Source organism: Pararhizobium arenae (assembly GCF_001931685.1).
Lineage (GTDB): Bacteria > Pseudomonadota > Alphaproteobacteria > Rhizobiales > Rhizobiaceae > Pararhizobium > Pararhizobium arenae.
The window spans coordinates 124,088-140,846 of the sequence record NZ_MOOY01000010.1 but is presented as its reverse complement, the minus strand read 5'-3'; the positions used below and the strand labels follow the sequence as shown (position 1 = coordinate 140,846).

22 protein-coding genes are annotated in these 16,759 nt (G+C 58.7%); 13 read left to right on the top strand and 9 right to left on the bottom strand.

The features are described 5' to 3' along the window. Positions 1-515 (bottom strand): tyrosine-type recombinase/integrase (locus tag BLX89_RS21115; RefSeq protein ID WP_075292943.1); only part of this gene is annotated, 515 nt, incomplete at its 3' end. Between the two features lie 572 nt (positions 516-1,087). On the opposite strand from BLX89_RS21115, the gene BLX89_RS21110 reads away from it, so the two are divergent. The 8 genes from BLX89_RS21110 (at position 1,088) to BLX89_RS21075 (ending at position 6,318) form a co-directional block, all read left to right on the top strand. Then, the gene (locus BLX89_RS21110) at positions 1,088-1,354 is read left to right on the top strand and encodes a type II toxin-antitoxin system ParD family antitoxin (protein ID WP_075292942.1); all 267 of its coding nucleotides are present in this window, start codon (positions 1,088-1,090) and stop codon (positions 1,352-1,354) included. After that, positions 1,351-1,647, top strand: coding sequence for a type II toxin-antitoxin system RelE/ParE family toxin (locus BLX89_RS21105; RefSeq protein ID WP_075292941.1), 297 nt, complete (start codon positions 1,351-1,353; stop codon positions 1,645-1,647). Before BLX89_RS21110 ends, BLX89_RS21105 begins: the two co-directional genes overlap by 4 nt. A gap of 640 nt (positions 1,648-2,287) precedes the next feature. Continuing rightward, on the top strand, positions 2,288-2,887 hold the full coding sequence (wrbA, locus tag BLX89_RS21100) for an NAD(P)H:quinone oxidoreductase (RefSeq protein ID WP_075292940.1): 600 nt from the start codon (positions 2,288-2,290) through the stop codon (positions 2,885-2,887). A 91-nt stretch (positions 2,888-2,978) separates the two neighbouring features. Next, positions 2,979-3,746: an SDR family NAD(P)-dependent oxidoreductase gene (locus BLX89_RS21095; RefSeq protein WP_075292939.1), complete on the top strand. Its 768-nt coding sequence runs from the start codon at positions 2,979-2,981 to the stop codon at positions 3,744-3,746. 24 nt (positions 3,747-3,770) lie between these two features. After that, positions 3,771-4,208: an ester cyclase gene (locus BLX89_RS21090; RefSeq protein WP_075292938.1), complete on the top strand. Its 438-nt coding sequence runs from the start codon at positions 3,771-3,773 to the stop codon at positions 4,206-4,208. 30 nt (positions 4,209-4,238) lie between these two features. Beyond that, positions 4,239-5,009 (top strand): SDR family oxidoreductase, encoded by a 771-nt coding sequence (locus tag BLX89_RS21085; protein ID WP_075292937.1) that lies wholly within the window; start codon positions 4,239-4,241, stop codon positions 5,007-5,009. A gap of 88 nt (positions 5,010-5,097) precedes the next feature. Beyond that, positions 5,098-6,051 carry a zinc-binding dehydrogenase gene (locus tag BLX89_RS21080; protein WP_075292936.1) on the top strand — a complete coding sequence of 318 codons (954 nt, stop codon included), beginning with the start codon at positions 5,098-5,100 and terminating at the stop codon, positions 6,049-6,051. Between the two features lie 18 nt (positions 6,052-6,069). Beyond that, positions 6,070-6,318: a hypothetical protein gene (locus tag BLX89_RS21075; RefSeq protein WP_075292935.1), complete on the top strand. Its 249-nt coding sequence runs from the start codon at positions 6,070-6,072 to the stop codon at positions 6,316-6,318. Between the two features lie 322 nt (positions 6,319-6,640). Here the strand turns inward: BLX89_RS21075 and BLX89_RS21065 are convergent, their stop codons facing one another. After that, the gene (locus tag BLX89_RS21065; protein ID WP_075292933.1) at positions 6,641-7,555 is read right to left on the bottom strand and encodes a LysR family transcriptional regulator; all 915 of its coding nucleotides are present in this window, start codon (positions 7,553-7,555) and stop codon (positions 6,641-6,643) included. Positions 7,556-7,655: 100 nt separating this feature from the next. On the opposite strand from BLX89_RS21065, the gene BLX89_RS21060 reads away from it, so the two are divergent. From BLX89_RS21060 to BLX89_RS21050, 3 genes are all read left to right on the top strand, one after another. Further along, the gene (locus BLX89_RS21060) at positions 7,656-8,552 is read left to right on the top strand and encodes a pirin family protein (RefSeq protein ID WP_075292932.1); all 897 of its coding nucleotides are present in this window, start codon (positions 7,656-7,658) and stop codon (positions 8,550-8,552) included. Positions 8,553-8,577: 25 nt separating this feature from the next. Then, on the top strand, positions 8,578-9,174 hold the full coding sequence (locus BLX89_RS21055) for an NAD(P)-binding domain-containing protein (protein ID WP_075292931.1): 597 nt from the start codon (positions 8,578-8,580) through the stop codon (positions 9,172-9,174). 221 nt (positions 9,175-9,395) lie between these two features. Continuing rightward, on the top strand, positions 9,396-10,445 hold the full coding sequence (locus BLX89_RS21050; RefSeq protein ID WP_075292930.1) for an LLM class flavin-dependent oxidoreductase: 1,050 nt from the start codon (positions 9,396-9,398) through the stop codon (positions 10,443-10,445). A 69-nt stretch (positions 10,446-10,514) separates the two neighbouring features. On the opposite strand, the gene BLX89_RS21045 is transcribed toward BLX89_RS21050, so the two are convergent. After that, positions 10,515-11,159 (bottom strand): TetR/AcrR family transcriptional regulator, encoded by a 645-nt coding sequence (locus BLX89_RS21045; RefSeq protein ID WP_245292887.1) that lies wholly within the window; start codon positions 11,157-11,159, stop codon positions 10,515-10,517. Positions 11,160-11,179: 20 nt separating this feature from the next. Here BLX89_RS21045 and BLX89_RS21040 point away from each other — a divergent pair, with 20 nt between their 5' ends. Both BLX89_RS21040 and BLX89_RS21035 read left to right on the top strand, forming a co-directional pair. Then, complete coding sequence (locus BLX89_RS21040; RefSeq protein WP_075292929.1) at positions 11,180-11,986, top strand: SDR family NAD(P)-dependent oxidoreductase; 807 nt, start codon at positions 11,180-11,182, stop codon at positions 11,984-11,986. 350 nt (positions 11,987-12,336) lie between these two features. After that, on the top strand, positions 12,337-12,771 hold the full coding sequence (locus BLX89_RS21035) for a DoxX family protein (RefSeq protein WP_075292928.1): 435 nt from the start codon (positions 12,337-12,339) through the stop codon (positions 12,769-12,771). A 55-nt stretch (positions 12,772-12,826) separates the two neighbouring features. Here BLX89_RS21035 and budC read toward each other — a convergent pair whose 3' ends face one another. The 6 genes from budC to BLX89_RS21005 form a co-directional block, all read right to left on the bottom strand. Next, the gene (gene budC / locus BLX89_RS21030) at positions 12,827-13,597 is read right to left on the bottom strand and encodes a meso-2,3-butanediol dehydrogenase (protein ID WP_075292927.1); all 771 of its coding nucleotides are present in this window, start codon (positions 13,595-13,597) and stop codon (positions 12,827-12,829) included. A gap of 73 nt (positions 13,598-13,670) precedes the next feature. Then, entirely contained in the window at positions 13,671-14,510 is an 840-nt protein-coding gene (locus tag BLX89_RS21025; RefSeq protein ID WP_075292926.1) for an oxidoreductase, read from the bottom strand. 20 nt (positions 14,511-14,530) lie between these two features. After that, entirely contained in the window at positions 14,531-14,833 is a 303-nt protein-coding gene (locus BLX89_RS21020; protein ID WP_075292925.1) for a putative quinol monooxygenase, read from the bottom strand. Positions 14,834-14,934: 101 nt separating this feature from the next. Further along, entirely contained in the window at positions 14,935-15,219 is a 285-nt protein-coding gene (locus tag BLX89_RS21015) for a DUF1330 domain-containing protein (RefSeq protein ID WP_013637072.1), read from the bottom strand. A 50-nt stretch (positions 15,220-15,269) separates the two neighbouring features. Continuing rightward, positions 15,270-15,818 carry a flavin reductase family protein gene (locus BLX89_RS21010; protein WP_075292924.1) on the bottom strand — a complete coding sequence of 183 codons (549 nt, stop codon included), beginning with the start codon at positions 15,816-15,818 and terminating at the stop codon, positions 15,270-15,272. 57 nt (positions 15,819-15,875) lie between these two features. Then, a complete protein-coding gene (locus tag BLX89_RS21005; RefSeq protein WP_075292923.1) occupies positions 15,876-16,625 on the bottom strand; it encodes an SDR family oxidoreductase in 750 nt (249 codons plus the stop codon). Between the last annotated feature and the right edge of the window lie 134 nt (positions 16,626-16,759).

Here is a 16,759-nt window from a genome sequence, read left to right as displayed (position 1 = left end):
CCGGAGCTCAACAAATAGGAAAGCCGAACGCCGATCGCCTGCAGGAGACTGTCTCCTGCGGCATGGCCGTGTGTGTCATTGACTTCCTTGAAGTTACCAGTGGCCTTGTAGATCATGGCAGCCTTCGTTCGCCGAAGGGAATGCGTGCCGTAATCCTCCCGACGCAGCCCTATCGCGGTGACCCACTCATCGACCAGTCGGGCGTATTGCCGAGTGCTGAGATGATCGGAGTGGTCTACTCGACTGGGAAAGGCATAGTCATCGACTGTTCCTCCCCTTCGCTGAAGCCAAGCAAGCAGACTAGCCCTGACCTCGGTCGTAATTTCGAACTGCACAGGTCGTCCAGTCTTTTGCTGGACGACCATCGCACGAGTTCGAATCTCGTGGCCCGTGACGAGAGTCCCGATTCTCATTTTTACTAAATCGCAGCCGCGGAGCTTGCTATCGATGGCAAGATCGAACAGTGCACGATCTAACGCCTCGATCGGATCGGCAATACGGTCGTCATCACCCATGAACTCACGCCTAACCGGCGTATGCTCTTAAAGTCCCGAAAGATCAACGCGGTTATCGACCAGAAACCGCTCCTGGAAGCTCGTCTAGCAGTCGAGACAATCGCCAAACTCCTGGGCAGACTCCCGGGAGAAGCAGCCTCTATCGCAACGGACATTCAGATCTTTCTAGCTGAGAATGCGTAGCGGGAGAACTGAAGGCTGAAGAACTTTGTGATAAACGCGGCGTCAAGTCGGCCGCCTGTGAGCTGCTCTTAAAAGGACTCGAACCGACGCCCAGCTATTCCACGATCATTTTTTTGCAGTTGAGCGGATTCGAACTAGTGACCTGTCATTTGCACTTCCAGGAATTCTATCCTAGGTCTGTCCCGGGATGAGACAGGGTTTCACGTCCCGCAGGCTTTCCCGACAGTCCCACACTACTGTGTTCGCCGACCATGAATATCGCCAAAGCCCTCCTGGGGGCTTTAGGAAAGGTGGAATTGGCCAGCGCTGAACGGCGGGAGGCGAATCACTCGTTGATAACAGTTGATAATTCGGCTAACTTATCCCCGTTACCTCTGAAGGAGATCCGTATGATCAGCGCCGATCTGGGAAAACAGCTTGAGAGCTATATTCAGCAGCTCGTGGATACAGGTCGCTACGGCTCGAAAAGTGAAGTTCTGCGCGAGGGCGTGCGACTGGTTCAGGACCGGGAAACGCGACTCGCCGCTTTGGATGCTTCAATCATGCGCGGCGTCTCTGATGCGGACAGCGGTCGGACTAAGTCGGCCAGCGATGTATTCGACCGTCTCGACGCCAGATACCGTGCAATGGCTGACAAAGCCGAAAATTCCGCATGATCCTTGAGTTTACCAGCGAGGCCGAAAGCGATCTTGAGCAGATCGCCGATTACATTGCTGAGCACAATCCAAGGCGCGCACTTTCATTCATTCGGGAGCTGCGTAGCCAATGTGAAGATCTTGTTAGTCATCCCAACAGCTTCGCCGTCGTTCCTCGCTACGAACATCACGGAATCCGTCGACGCGTTCACGGCAACTACCTGATCTTTTATCGCGTTGAGCCCGCCAAAGTGGTCATTATCCACATCCTGCACGGCGCAACGGACTATGGCCTATTCCTCTTTGGCGAATGATCAGATTAGGCCGATCTGAGTCGATTTTGCGCGAAACCACCAAGAGAATAGCTGCTCTTGGTATCGACTGGCAGATCAGCAGAGCGCAATCGTCTTGCAGTCAAGCTGATCAAGCTGACTCTTTTCATAGTAAATATCGAGCCAAGCGGCATAAAATCTAATTATGGAACTTTCCTTTTCCAAGTAAAGGTGCAGTTACGTAAATGAGCGACAGCTTGCGCTACAAAAGTTGAGGCGTCTCAGTTGCCTTCCATCACTGACTTGCCTGTACCGCACCTAACATTGATGTCCTCAAGGACAAGTCGCTCGGCGCGCCCCAAGAGATAGCTTCGGCGAAATACCAACGCGAAAGCCTTTTCAACGAGCTTTGTAGCTGCTGAGGATATTCTTTCGATCGGGGAACCGGGCTGCAGCAAAGAGTGCAACGCTGCCCGGCAGCGAGCGCAAAGACGCCATGCCGAGTGCTTCTATCGTGTTCTGATCGCGAGCTTGCTACGCAACTGCCTGATGCAGCCACCTCTTATCGTTCGATTTTTTCGACCGTCACCAATGATTTTATTCGACTATTCCCCCAAGCGGTTTGATGCGAGCTTGTTCCCAAGCCGCAAGGGCGACTGCTTCAAACCAACGGAGAACAAAAATGGCAAAGGTACTGGTCCTCTACTATTCGACCTACGGACATATCGAGACGATGGCCTATGCCATCGCAGACGGCGCCCGCAAGGCTGGCGCTCAGGTCGATGTCAAGCGGGTCCCTGAGACTGTTCCGGCGGAGATTGCCCGCAACAACCATTTCAAGCTTGACCAGAATGCACCTATCGCCACAGTCGCGGAACTCGCGGATTACGACGCCATCGTCGTCGGCACCGGCACCCGTTTCGGGCGAATCTCTTCACAGATGGCGGCCTTCCTTGACCAGGCCGGCGGCCTCTGGGCGCGCGGCGCGCTGAACGGCAAGATCGGCGGTGCCTTTGCCTCCAGCGCCACCCAGCACGGCGGGCAGGAAACCACGCTGTTCTCGATCATCATCAACCTCCTCCATTTCGGCATGATGATCGTTGGCCTTCCCTACAGCCACCAGGGCCAGATGAGCGCCGACGAAATCGTCGGCGGTGCACCTTACGGTGCAACCACGGTGGCCGGCGGCGACGGCTCGCGCCAGCCGACCGAGATCGACCTCGCCGGCGCCCGCCATCAGGGCGAACTGGTGGCGGCCGCGGCTATAAAGGTCTTCGGCTAAGCTGATCGGCCGGAGGTTAACGCCTCCGGCCCCACTCCCCCAACAATCAACCAGAAACATCGTCCCGCACGGGCGGGCGAGGAGCGAAGCCATGTCTGCGGATTTCGACGGCAAAGTGGTACTGGTCACCGGCGCAGGCTCGGGCATCGGCCGGGAGGCGGCACGGCTGTTTGCCGAGCGCGGTGCCCATGTTTTCGCAGCCGATCTCAACATGAACGGTCTTGAGGAAACCAAGGACATCGCGGCGGCAGGGAAGATCGACATCTTCAGCGTCGACGTTTCAAGCGAAGAGCAGGTGAAGGCCTTTGTCGCACGCATCGAAAAGGATGCGGGACGGCTGGATGCGGCGTTCAACAACGCCGGTATCACCGGCGGCACCCATCGGATCGAGGAATACCCGACCGAGGATTTCGACCGGGTCCTGACCGTCAACCTGCGCAGCGTCTTCCTAGGTATGAAATATGAGATCCCGCTGATCGCGAAGGGCGGCTCTGGCGCGATTACCAACACCGCCTCCGTTGCCGCGCTGACCGGCCCTGGCGGCATGAGTGCTTATGCCGCCTCTAAACACGGTATTCATGGCCTCACCCGCGTCGCGGCGATGGAAAACGCCAGCCGCAACATCCGCGTCAACGCGCTTGCTCCCGGATGGACGGAAACGCCAATGGTGGTAGCCAACAGCGCCCAGAACCCGGCATTCGCCGATCTTGCCCGAAAAGCCATCCCCGCCAAACGGGGCGGCCAGCCGCGCGAGCTCGCCGAAGTCGCCGTGTGGCTCAGTTCCCCGGCCGCAAGCTACGTCTTCGGCCAGATGATCGTCGTCGATGGCGGCATGACCATCGGCGGTTTCGAACTTTAACCCCTAATATCGAAGGATACGACCATGACCAGAAGTGCAGAAAGCGAAGCGGCGATCGCAGTGGTTCGCCGGAACACCGAAGAGGTGCAGGGAAAAGGCAATTTTGCCGTCTTCGACGAAGTCTTTTCCGAGAATTTTCTCGACCACACGCCTCAGCCGAACATGGTGCCGGACAAGGAGGGCGTGCGCGGCCTCTATGCCGGCCTGCGCAAAGCATTCCCGGATTTCCATGCGGTCATCCACTGGCAGACCGCCGACGGCAACCTCGTGACCACCTTCAAGACCTATCACGGCACGCACAAGGGAAACTTCCTCGGCATCGAACCGACCGGCAGGAAAATCCAGTTCGAGACGGTCGATGCCATGCGCGTCGTTGACGGCAAGATCACCGAGCATTGGGGCGTCGCCAATCTCTACTCGCTCGTCGGCCAGCTCGGCCTCGAGCTTCAGCCGAAGGGCTGAGCCATCTCATTTTTCTAAAGGAACAGTGCCATGAGTGACATTCTGAAGAACAAGGTGGTCATCGTGACCGGCGCGTCGAGCGGCATTGGCCGCGCGATCGCCATCCGCGCCGCCGAACATGGTGCGAAGGCCGTGATCGTCGCGGACATCACCGAAGCCCCGCGCGAAGGTGGTCGGCCCACGGTCGAAGAGATCGAAGCGATCGGCTCGGCCGTCCGCTTCGTGAAGACCGACGTCAGCAAACGCGCCGACAATGACGCCCTCATTGAAGCCTCGGCCGAGTTCGGCGGCGTCGACGTCATGGTCGCCAATGCGGGCATTACGCTGCGCACCGACGGCGCTGATGTGCCGGAAGATGATTACCACCGGCTGCTGTCGATCAATCTCGACGGCCCGCTGTTCGGCGCGCAGGCGGCGGCCAGGCAAATGAAGGCGAACGGCAAGGGCGGCAGCATTGTGCTGATGGCCAGCATGGGCGGAATATCCGGCGCCGGCATCACCGTGGCCTATTCCACCAGCAAGGGCGGCGTCGTGCTGATGGCCAAATCGCTGGCCGACGCGCTCGGCCCGGACAGAATCCGCGTCAACGCGGTCGCGCCGGGGACGATCGACACCGAGCTTCTGCGCACCAGCCCCGGCATTGCCGAGGCATCGGAAGGCTTTCGCAAGCGCACCCCGCTGCGCCGCCTCGGACAGCCTTCCGAGGTGGGTGACGCTGTGGCCTATCTCGGCTCGGACCTCTCCAGCTACGTTTCGGGTATTGCCCTTCTCGTAGATGGCGGCCTGCTTGCCGTCCTCTGACGCGCAAGAGCAATAGAATCGCAGGGCCAGTCGTCGCAGGCGCGACGGCAATCCCTAAGCATTTGGATCCACTCCAAGGGAGAAAACCATGTCCTTTGTCGTTAAATACAGCCAGTGGGGCGGCCCGTCTGTCCTTCACATCGAGCAGGAAAATGTCCGCGCCCCCGGCGACGGCGAGGTTCTGATCAAACAGGAAGCCATCGGCGTGAACTTCGTCGATACCATGTTCCGGGATGGAACGTTCAAGGTCGGCCTGCCTGCCGTCGCGGGCGTGGAGGGTGCCGGTACCGTCGAAGCGGTCGGACCGGGCGTCACCCGCTTCGCCGTCGGCGATCGGGTCGCCTATTTCTTCGCCCCCGGCAGCTATGCCACCCAGCGCATTGTCAGCGAAGATGTGCTCGTGAAGCTGTCCGACGACATCTCCGCAGAGACGGCAGCGACCATCCTTACCAAGGGCCTCACCGCCTGGATGGCGATCAACGCCATGGCAAAGCCCGACACAGACGGCCGCGTCCTCGTTCAGGGCGCGACGGGTGGTGTCGGCAATCTGCTTGCCCGCTGGCTGAGGGCGCGCGGCATAACCGTGATAGGAACCGGTTCGAGCCGAAAGCTCGCCGATCTGGAGCAGGCGGTCGACCATGCGTTTTCATATGAAACAGTCGCGCTCGACGACCACATCCGCAACCTTGCTCCCCATGGCGTCGATGTCGTCTACGAGCTGGTGGGAGCAACGACTTTCGCATCGACGCTCGGCTCCATCCGTGACGGCGGAACGATCGCCGTGATCGGCGCCGCATCCGGTGGCGCCGCAATCGACGAGGCAGAACTTAGCCGTCGCGGCATCCGCCTCGTGCGCGGCAGCACTGGGCAGCATGTGACGAAAGCCAACCTACAGGCCGCCGCTGACGAGTTGTTCGATGCCTGGCGTACGGGCGTGTTCGGTAAGGTCAGCGCTCGGAAATATCCACTCTCCGAAGCGCAGCGCGCCCATACCGACATTCTCGAACGCCGTAGCAGCGGCCCGATGGTGCTTATCCCTTGATCCACAGAGGAAACCGTCATGTCCGATTGTGATAAACTTCACCCCGCCTTCCGGGATCTTGAGACGACTGAGGAGGCCCATCGCCGGCGTCTCAGCCCGTCGCTGGTGGAAGCTGTTATAATGGCTATCTTCCTCCTGCTGGTGCTCGCGACCAACTTCGATCGGTTGACCGGCAGTGACAATACCCCCTCAAAAGTCGCCGTTTTCGACGAGAACGCGCCTGAACTCGATCATTGCCGGGGAGGTTTCCTGCCCGGCGACTGCTAAGGCGGCGATAGCGTTACCTCGGAAGGTGACGCTAATTTACCATGTGCTCGCTCAGATCAGGAACCTCGCCATCGGCGGCAAAGACACCGTTACTGCCGTGATAAGAGGTCCGCTGCTCCGTTCGGACGCGGCAACACTTCGCCGGGGCGTCGGCGTGAAGCCGAATTCCTTCGAACTTGTCGATAATGCCGCGCGACAAATGCGAACCTGGCATCTCTTCTCACCTAACACATCGTTCCTCGTCTCGAGACCGATAAAGCGTTCGAATGAGCACCCTGCGCCAAGCGTCGAGCCGGGAGCGGGAAGTGTTCAAACGCATCTGCTAAGCAACAGCGATGGGCGCATCCACGTCCTGGCTCTGGAAATGGTCAATCAGAAAACGGCCAGCCGGTCCCGGCGGTGTATCGGTTCGATAGACCGCCTGTAGACGATAAGGGCCGCCTTTGCAGTCGGGAAGATCGAGCTCTACCAGCCGGCCCGCTTCGATATCGTCACGCACCATAGGTGCGGGCATGTTGCCCCAACCTATCCCCTCCTTGAGGAGCATGTGTTTCGCGCCAAGGTCTGCGAGCCGCCACGTATGATTGCCGACAACCGCAAATTCGTGGCCTTGTGTAAGAGGTGATCTGTCCGTCAGAACCAGCTGGATATGGCCTCGTGCAGCGCCGGGCGGATGCGATCCGCCGGCCAAGGGATGGTCGGGCGACGCGACGGGAATAAGCTTGACGAACCCGACCCCGATCCTTTCCAGACCGGCGATTTCGACATCAAGGGGGCCGCTGACGCCTACGGAAGCGGTTCGGTTGAGGACGAGCTGCGTCACCGCGCCCAACGCCTCGACATAAAGCCGGAGCGAAACGCTTGGAAATTCGTTCCGAAATGCCTTCAGCGCGTCCATGACGCGAGCTGCCGGCAGCATGACGTCGAGCGCCAGGTGTACCTCGGGCTCTACCCCGCGGAGCATGCTCTTAACCTTTGCTCGAAGATTATCGATACCGTGAGCGACGCTTTTTGCCTCGGCAAGCACGGTCCTGCCCTCCAGCGTCAGCTGCGGCTTCTTTGTCGAGAGCCGATCGAAGAGCGTGACGCCCAGCTGCGCCTCGAGATTGGCAATCGTATAGCTGATGACCGATGTCGCTCGATTGAGCTTGCGAGAGGCCGCTGCGAAACTGCCCGTTTCGACCACAGTAATGAACACTTTGAGCTGATCCAGCGTCGGCTGGCCGGGATCTGACATTTCGAATTCCTCGATCGTTTCAGCCGAAATTATCTGAGTTTTCCGAAACGTCCAGTGGGAATAGCTTCTTCTCAACGAACTTCAACAGCCGGAGCAGACAATGTCATATTTGTCGAACGCTGATATTGAGCAGGTCATCCTACCATCGACCCGAGACCTCGGCGGCTTCTCCGTCCGACGCGCCTTGCCTGCGGCTATGCGGCAAATGGTTGGGCCGTTCATCTTCCTAGACAGCTTCGGACCCGTCCGGTTCGGTGCAGGTGAGGGCATCGACACGCGCCCTCACCCGCACATTGGGCTTTCGACACTGACCTACCTGCTCGAGGGCGAACTTTTGCACCGTGATAGCGAGCGCTATGTGCAGTCGATCAGTCCCGGTGAGGTTAATTTGATGGTCGCGGGCGCTGGCATTGTCCATTCAGAGCGCACCCCGGAGCACATCCGCAAAAACGGCGGAAGACTTTCAGGACTGCAGAGCTGGATCGCCCTTCCGAAGCAGTCTGAGGAGACAGCGCCGCTTTTTCAGCACATCGGCGCAGCCGAACTGCCGGCAGTGAACGGCGAAGGCATCAATATGAAGCTGCTCGCGGGCAGCCTTCATGGCCGCCGCTCCCCCACCACTACGTTTTCCGATCTTTTTTCCGCAGAAATCCAGCTTGAGGTTGGAGCTCGTTACAGGATCGATGGCGAGCATGCCGAACGAGCGATCTTTGTTGTGAGTGGCGCCATCGAAATCGTGGGGCAGGACGGCAGGCACGGCCCAGACCGCCTTATCGTCTTCAAACCTGGCGCAGAAATCGTGGTCAAGGCAAGCGAACCCGCCCGTTTTCTCGCCTTCGGTGGCGAGCCGCTTCCAGAAAAGCGGTTCATCCGCTGGAACTTCGTCGCCACGGACCAGGATCGCATTCGCCATGCTGCTGATCTGTGGCGCGAGCGACAATTTCCCGGTGTGCCGGGCGACGATGAATTCACTCCCCTCCCCGACAACTTCAACTGACATCACTCAACAAAGGAGAACTATCATGACCACTTACGCAATCATCGGATCTGGCGCTATCGGCTCCGCACTCGCCGAGCGCTTCCACGCGGCTGGCGTCGACGCGGTTATCGCCAATACACGCGGTCCGGCCTCGCTTCAGTCCATCACTGACAAGTTCGGTACCACGATTAAGGCGGTGGAGCTCGACGAGGCTCTTCAGTCCGACGTGCTTATTTTGGCGGTTCCCTATGACGCCGTCCCCGAAATTGCCAGGAGAAAGGCTGCGTGGGAAAGCCGCACGATTGTTGATGCGACAAACGCCATCGATTTTCCCGCTTTCAAGCCCCGCGACCTCGGTGGCCGACTGTCATCGGAAATCGTCGCCGACCTCTTCCCTGGCGCCAAGCTCGTTAAGGCCTTCAATACCCTGCCTGCCGCGGTGCTTGCGGCCGATCCCGTCAAACCGAGCGGAAAGCGCGTTCTCTTTCTATCGGGCAATTTTCCTGACGCCAGCAAAAAGGTCTCTGAACTTATCACGCGTCTGGGCTTTGCACCATCTGACCTTGGAAGCTTCAAGGCCTCCGGCTCCTTGCAGCATTTCGGGCAGCCGCTCGTCGCTCTTAACCTGCTGAAGGATTGACGAATGGAGCCGCCCGCCCGTCGGGCGGCTCTCCCCCGCACTCAGGCTCCGAAAGCCAGGCCGTGACCGAACCGCGTAACTCTCATGCACGACTTCCGATCATTTCGACCCTCACGATCGGAGATTAGGCCGGTCGCCTTGGAGATTGGAATTCTCATGTTCCAAAGCGAGGTCGTAACTTTCGATCGGGCGCGACTGGACAGGCGTTGAAAGGAAACAAAATGAAAACCACGAACATCGAGTTCGGTCTGGATACCTTCGGGGACGTTACTCTTGATAACGCCGACCAGCCGGAACATCACGCGCACGTCATCCGCAATCTTGTCGAGGAGGCCGTTCTTGCCGATCAGCTCGGGATCGACTTCTTTGGTATTGGCGAGCACCACCGTGAAGATTTTGCCGTGTCCGCTCCCGAAATCGTGCTCGCGGCGATCGCCGGGGTGACCTCCCGCATAAAGCTGGGTTCCGCCGTGACGGTGCTGAGTTCGGATGACCCCATCAGGGTCTTCCAGCGCTTTTCCACCCTCGATGCTGTTTCGAACGGTCGTGCTGAAGCGATCCTCGGCCGCGGTTCCTTTACCGAGTCCTTCCCGCTGTTCGGTTTTTCACTCAGCGACTACGAAACTCTCTTTCAGGAAAAGCTGGACCTGTTTTCCGACCTGCTGGAGCAGAGGCCGGTAAGCTGGTCCGGGACCACCCGGCCGCCATTGAGCGAGCAGAGCGTGTTCCCGCACGTGGAAACCGGTCGGCTGAAGACATGGATTGGCGTCGGCGGCAGCCCCAACTCCATGATACGTGCTGCGCAGTACCGGCTGCCTCTGATGCTCGCCATCATCGGTGGAAGCCCATATCGCTTCAAACCCTATGTCGATCTCTACCACGAGGCGACACGAAAACTCGCCTTCGAACCGCTGCCCGTTGGCATCCATTCGCCTGGGTACATCGCCGACAGCGACGAGCAAGCAAGGGACGAGTTCTGGCCGCACTATCGAGCGATGCGCGACAGGATAGGAAAAGAACGCGGTTGGGGCCCAATTACCATGGACGAATATGTTGCAGAGATCGAACACGGTTCGCTCTACGTCGGATCACCGGAGACAGTGGCGGCAAAATTGGCGCCTGTTCTCCATGCTTTGGGCGCTGGACGGTTTCAGCTTAAATACAGCGCGGGAACGCTTCCTCACAAATATCTCATGCAAAGTATCCGACTGTACGGCGAAGAAGTGATCCCCGCTGTCAAAGCCCAACTCGCCGGCAAAGAAGCGGCGTGAGCTATCCCGACGGGATCGGTGACACTGATAAACCGCCAGGCGTTGCCGCATGCTGCTGCCTGGCGCGGATCAACTGACGGCTCTGGCAGCCATTCTGGCAAGTCCTTCCAGCCGTTCGCGACCGACCCCGTCGCGGGCCTGTACCGCCATGCCTTGAATAACCGCGGAAAGATAAACTGCCCTGTCAGCGGCGGCCTTCTCATCCATCCAGCGCTGCAGCTTTTCTGTGAGTAACGCTGTGAAGGCCGTTCTACGTTCGGAAAGCTGCGCTGCGATTTCGGCGTGATCCGGATGACTTGTCAGCATGCCCATGTTGAGCATGCATCCCGCTTCGGTGGACGGATCGCTCAGGCCGTGTGCCGTTGCATTAAGGAGAGCAAGCACTGCATCGTCAGCAGTCTCGTAGGCGTCCATGAAGGAGAGATCCGTGGCGCCTCGCAGGCTTCGATACCTGTCGACAGCTTCGAGATAAAGCGCGCTCTTGTTCCCGAACGCAGCGTAAAGGCTGGGTGCCGCAACTCCCATGGCGGCGGTGAGTTGTTGGAACGAGACACCTTCATAGCCGTGTCGCCAAAACAGCCGCATGGCGGTCTCCAATGCCGCGTCACGATCAAATTCTCTCGGGCGACCGCCACTCGGGGATTTCTTAGGTTTCATAACAGTCATTAAATAATGTTTGACAGCGATCGTCAACCAGTGTTCTTTAATGATCATTACACAACATGGAGCAATATATGACCAACCCTGAAAAGCCAGTAGCTCTCGTCACCGGCGCGTCCTCCGGCATCGGCGCTGAATATGCCGACCGCCTCGCACACCGCGGATATGACCTCATTCTGGTCGCCCGACGACTGGACCGGCTCGATAAACTCGCGACTGACCTTTCCAGTCGACATGGTTCAAACGTGGAGGTTCTTGAGGCCGATCTCACGACAGAATCCGGTATCACAAAGGTCGAGAATACCCTGCGTTCAGACAGCCGCATCACACTCCTCGTCAACAACGCGGGAAATGGAAAGCTCGGAACAACAACGGACATTTCGCATGACGATTCGATGTCCACGATTGCGCTGAACGTGACCGCTTTGACGCGGTTGACACGGGCAGCCCTTCCCAACTTCATCGCCCGCGACAGCGGCGCGATCATCAATATCGCTTCGGTGATGGCGTTACACTCCCTGCCGATAACATCGCTCTACAGCGCAACGAAAGCATTTGTTCTAAGCTTCAGCCGGGGCCTTCAGGAAGAATTGGCCGGAACCGCAGTGAAGGTGCAGGTCGTACTGCCTGCCGGGACCGCAACGGAGTTCTACGACCAAGCAGGTATCCCTCTTTCAGCATTTGATCCAGACGTGGTCATGACGACCGCAGATCTCGTGGACGCTGCCCTCTCGGGCTTCGACAAGGGTGAACTCGTAACCCTGCCATCGGTAGAGGATCTTGAGCTGTGGACTTCTTTTGATGTCGCACGAAACAAGCTCTTTGCAGCGACGCAGAGCGGGGCGCCGGCATCCCGTTACCAGAGTGCTTTGGGCGGCTAGCCCGGCCTTGTCTGCGGCTTGGGAAACTGCCTTCCTCTTTGCCCCTGGAACCGCCTCCTTGCGGCTTTTCTTCTGATCCGGATGCTGTGGCTTTCCTTGCATCGGACCTGTCGAGCTATGTGTCGGGCACCGCGCTCCTGGCGGACGGGGGGCTTCTCTCCGTTATCTGATTTCTCGACCCTCCAGTCGGACCCGCGCCCTCAAACGCGCGGGTTTTTCTTTACCTCCATCATTCGATTTTATCGACGATAACCCGCGATATTATCCAGCTTTTTCGTCTGTTCGGATGATGGCAGTTTCTTCTCACGACGCAGCCACGGTGGCTACGCCCCAACTCAAGGAAAACGTCCATGTCATATTCCGATGCAATCCCCCAGCGCGCTGAAACTCTTTCCCAATCTGCAATCATCAGCGGCGCCACACCTCTCGCCGGCCGTGTACTTCTGGCAGCAATCTTCCTCCTCTCTGGCATCAGCAAGATTTCCGACCCGGCCGGCACGATCGGCTACATTAACATGGTCGGCCTGCCCTTCCCGTCACTGACCTACGGCGCGGCCGTACTGACTGAGATCGTGGGCAGCATTGCCCTGATCCTCGGTTTCCAGACCCGCATCGTCGCTCTGATCCTTGCCCTGTTTAGCGTTGCTACGGCACTGACGTTCCACAATGACCTCAGCGACCTCAACCAGTTCATCCACTTCTTCAAAAACATCGCGATGGCCGGCGGCCTGCTTCAGGTCGTGGCGTTCGGCGCGGGCCGTTTCAGCCTCGACGCCCGCCGCTAAGCGAAGCACCCGATCAAAAGAAAAGCCCGGACGATGGTCCGGGCTTCTCGTGTTTTTACTTGCCCCATTCCGGGCCGCCATCGGTGCAGGTCTGGCCCCCATCGACAGGCAAGACAATTCCGGTGATCCAGGCCGCTTCATCACTGGCAAGAAAAGCAACCGCCGAGGCAATCTCTTCAGGTTGGCCTGCCCGTCGCAACGGGATCCGTTCCCACGCCTTTTCGAGGAGCGCGTCATCATCCATGATGGCATCCACCATCCCCGTAACCGTAAGTCCGGGCGCCACTGTATTGGCTCTGACACCGAACTTGCCGAGGTCACAGGCTGCTGAGCGGGTCAAATTCGCAACCCCACCCTTTGCAGCATTATAGGCCGCATGGCTCCAGCCGCCACCAAGGGATGAGACGGAGCCGATGTTGACGATCGAACCCTTGGTCTCCTTCAGATGCGGAACCGCGGCACGGCTCATATAAAAGACGCCGGAAAGGTCCGAGGCAATGCATTCGTCCCAATCCTGATCGCTCGTCTCCTCGATGGTGCCGACAAGATTCATGCCCGCAGCATTGACGACAGTGTCGATGCGGCCGAACCGTTCGACCGTCGCGGCGACAAGGGCGTCGCAGTCCGGCCTTGAGGAGACATTTGCGACAAAGATGCCACTGCGGTCGGCCGGCATCTTCGAGGCAGCTTCCGACAACCGCTTCTCGGTTCTGCCGGAGATCATCACGGACGCTCCTTCCTCAAGAAGCCGGTTGGCAATGGCGGCGCCGATCCCGGACCCCCCGCCCGTTACGATTGCTACTTTTCCATCAAATCGCTTTGACATGACACACTCCTTCATTCTCCGGGGCGAAGGCCGCGGCAGTGTTGGTTTCGTGTTTGGGTCTGACTGGATCGGTTCAGTTTGTCGGGAAGTCGGCGGAACGAGACAAGGCTTCCCAGGCAAGCACGTTCGCCTTGAGGTCTTCAGCCTTCCTCAGGGCTGCGTCCACGGCATCATTGCCGAGCGGAAGATGGTGCAGAGGCTGTTCAGCCAGCACGGCTTCCCGGATAGCCTTCGCGGCGCGTGCGGGGTCACCGGCCTGCTTTCCGACCGATGCGTGGTAAGCACGACGTGCCTCGCCCGCTGTCGCCTCGTAATCCTCAATGGACGCGGAGACCTCGTTCGACGAGCCCGCCCATTCTGTCCGGAAGGCGCTGGGCTCGACGGTCATGACATTGATCCCGAGTGGCGCGACTTCTTTTCGGAGCGTATCCGACAGGCCTTCCACGGCAAATTTGGTCGCGCAGTAGTAGCCCACGCCGGTGTAGCCAACCAGACCGCCGATTGATGTCAGATTGACGATCGTACCACTGCGGCGGGCTCGCATATGCGGGAGCACCGAATGGATGGTGTTGGCGGTACCGAAGAAATTGACATCAAACAGGCGGCGGGCGTCGGCTTCGGCCGTTTCCTCAATGGCGCCGAAGAAACCGATCCCGGCATTGTTGATCAGGACGTCGATCTGGCCGAAGTGCGCTTCTGCAGCATCAACAACCTTTTGGCACTGATCCCGATCGATGACGTCGAGCGGGAGGATCAGGGCATCGCCCTTCTGCTCAAGATCCGCGATTTTGTCAGTCTTGCGAGCCGTCACCACGACCTTTTCACCGGCTTCCAGCAGATGTTCCGCGATGTAGCGACCGAAGCCTGTAGAGCATCCGGTGACGAGCCAGACTTTAGGGTTTTGCATGCTCATTTCATATACTCCTTTCTGTTTCAGGCCTGCGGGGACCGTTGCTGGTAGCCGCAGATTTCCACGTCTTCGACACACAGGTCTGGGACCTTCGCCATAAACGCTTCGACGTAGGGCGTGCTCATATGCAGTTTGAAGTCGGAGGCGTGCCGCCAGTCTTCGAGCACCATCCACACGTCGGGAACGTCATTGGACTGGTGGATTTCGTAACGGAGGCAGCCTTCCTCGTTTCGGGACGGGGCGACGAGCTGAAGCAGTTCGTCACCCAGATTTTCTGAGCGGCCCGGCTTTGCGGTGAAGTAGGCCACATTGGTGAGATCAGCCATTTCAGGTCTCCTTCTCGGTTAGGGGCAACACCTGAATAGTGACGGCATGCCTGGAAAAGATCTGCCGCGTCTTTGCGGGAGCTGTCGTGATCTTGCTCTTTTCAGACGCCGTTGATTGCGATGATGCGCGATGCGGCCGCCGCCTGCCGCTGAGCGGCCAAGGGCGCGTATTCGGGGGATGCGAAGAGCTGGCGGATCGCATCCTTGTCCGGAAATTCGATGATAAGCATGTTGGTGGCGGTCCAGCCCTCCAGCTCCAGTGGTGTTTCATCGATTGCGATGAGCTTGCCGCCGGCTTTGGCGACAAGCGGCAAGGCCTTCGACCGGTAGTCTTCGATGGACTTCATGTCGTGAATGTCGAGATCGACGATTAGATAAGCAGACATAGGTCTTTTCCTTTCCTGTTGAGTTTGTAGCTTCTGGACTCATGGCGCTGTCAGGGGAGATGGCGCCATTTGACCATGCGGTCTTTTAGGTCGAGCGTGCCGCCGTCGACGGTAAACGTGCCGTCGCCGCGGTGATGCATCGTTCGACGCTCTTTTCGGGTCTCGTTGATCCAGATCCTCGTCGCCTCAAGGATGAAGAGGTTGTAGGGATCCGAAAGCCTGGTATCGACGACCCGACATTCGATATTGACCAGGCAGTCGGACAAGAGCGGTGCTGCCACGTCCTTGGCAGGTCGCGTCTTGAGGCCGTACCTCTGGAATTTGTTCACCCGATCGCCCGAACAATTGCCGACATCGACAACCGTTTCGGCGAGATCCAGACCGGGGACAGCGATGACACATTCTCCGGTTTTCCGGAGAGCCTGATAGCTGTGATCCCAGGGCCCAATGACACAACCGATCAGCGGCGGGTCATGCTGGATCATCATATGGAAGCCCATTGTCATCACATTGGGCTTGCCGTTATCGCTCGTGGAGACCATCACGATCGGGCCAAGTTCCAGAACGCGATAAGCTTGAGATGCGGGTAATTCCTTCATGACAATCTCCCTTGAGAGGTCCCTGCATCGAGGCAGGGACCCTTCAGGGTCGGTCTGTTACCAACCCTGTTCTACTGGCAGGACGAACAGCTCGGCGACGTCCACATGAGCCGGGGCCTGGGCGGCGAAGACGATGGTGTCGCCGATATCCTCGCCCTGGAGGAAGGTCATCTGGCTCGCCAGTTCATCCATCTGCTTGCGGTAGCCCGGATCGGTGATGTGGTCGTACAGCTCGGTGGCAACGGCGCCCGGCTGGATGCAGGTCACGCGGATGCCATGTTTCTGGCCCACTTCCATACGCAGGCCATCAGAGAAAGCCGTGACCGCGTGTTTCGTGGCGCAGTAGACAGACAGGCCCTTGAAGACTTTGCGACCAGCGATCGAGGACATGTTGAAGACATGGCCCGAATGCTGCTCGATCATCTGGGGCAAAACGGCGGCCGTCGTGTTGAGCAGGCCCTTCACGTTCACGTCTACCATCCGCTGCCACTCGTCGACCTTGAACTGATCGATATCGGAGAGGGGCATAAGACCGGCATTGTTGACGAGGATGTCGATCGAACCATAGGCATCGATCAGCTTCTTCACGCCCGCATCAACCGAGGTTGTGTCAACCACGTCCATCTCGATGACAAGAGCTTCACCGCCCTTGGCTTCGATCTGTTTCTTGAGATCTTCGAGCTTGTCGGTGCGCCGTGCCGCGATACCGACCTTGGCACCGGCTTCAGCGAGCTTCGCAGCGGTCGCGGCGCCAATGCCGCTCGATGCGCCGGTGACCAGTGCGATCTTTCCGTTGAGGTTGGTCATTGTCTTCACTCCTTGTCTGAAGCCCACCACCTCGGTGGGCGTTTCGTTTTGACAAGGAGGAATTTAAGCCGATGGTCGGCGCCCTTCTCTCGGGGCCTTGCTCGACCTGTCGCAATCTTGCTCGAAATCACGAC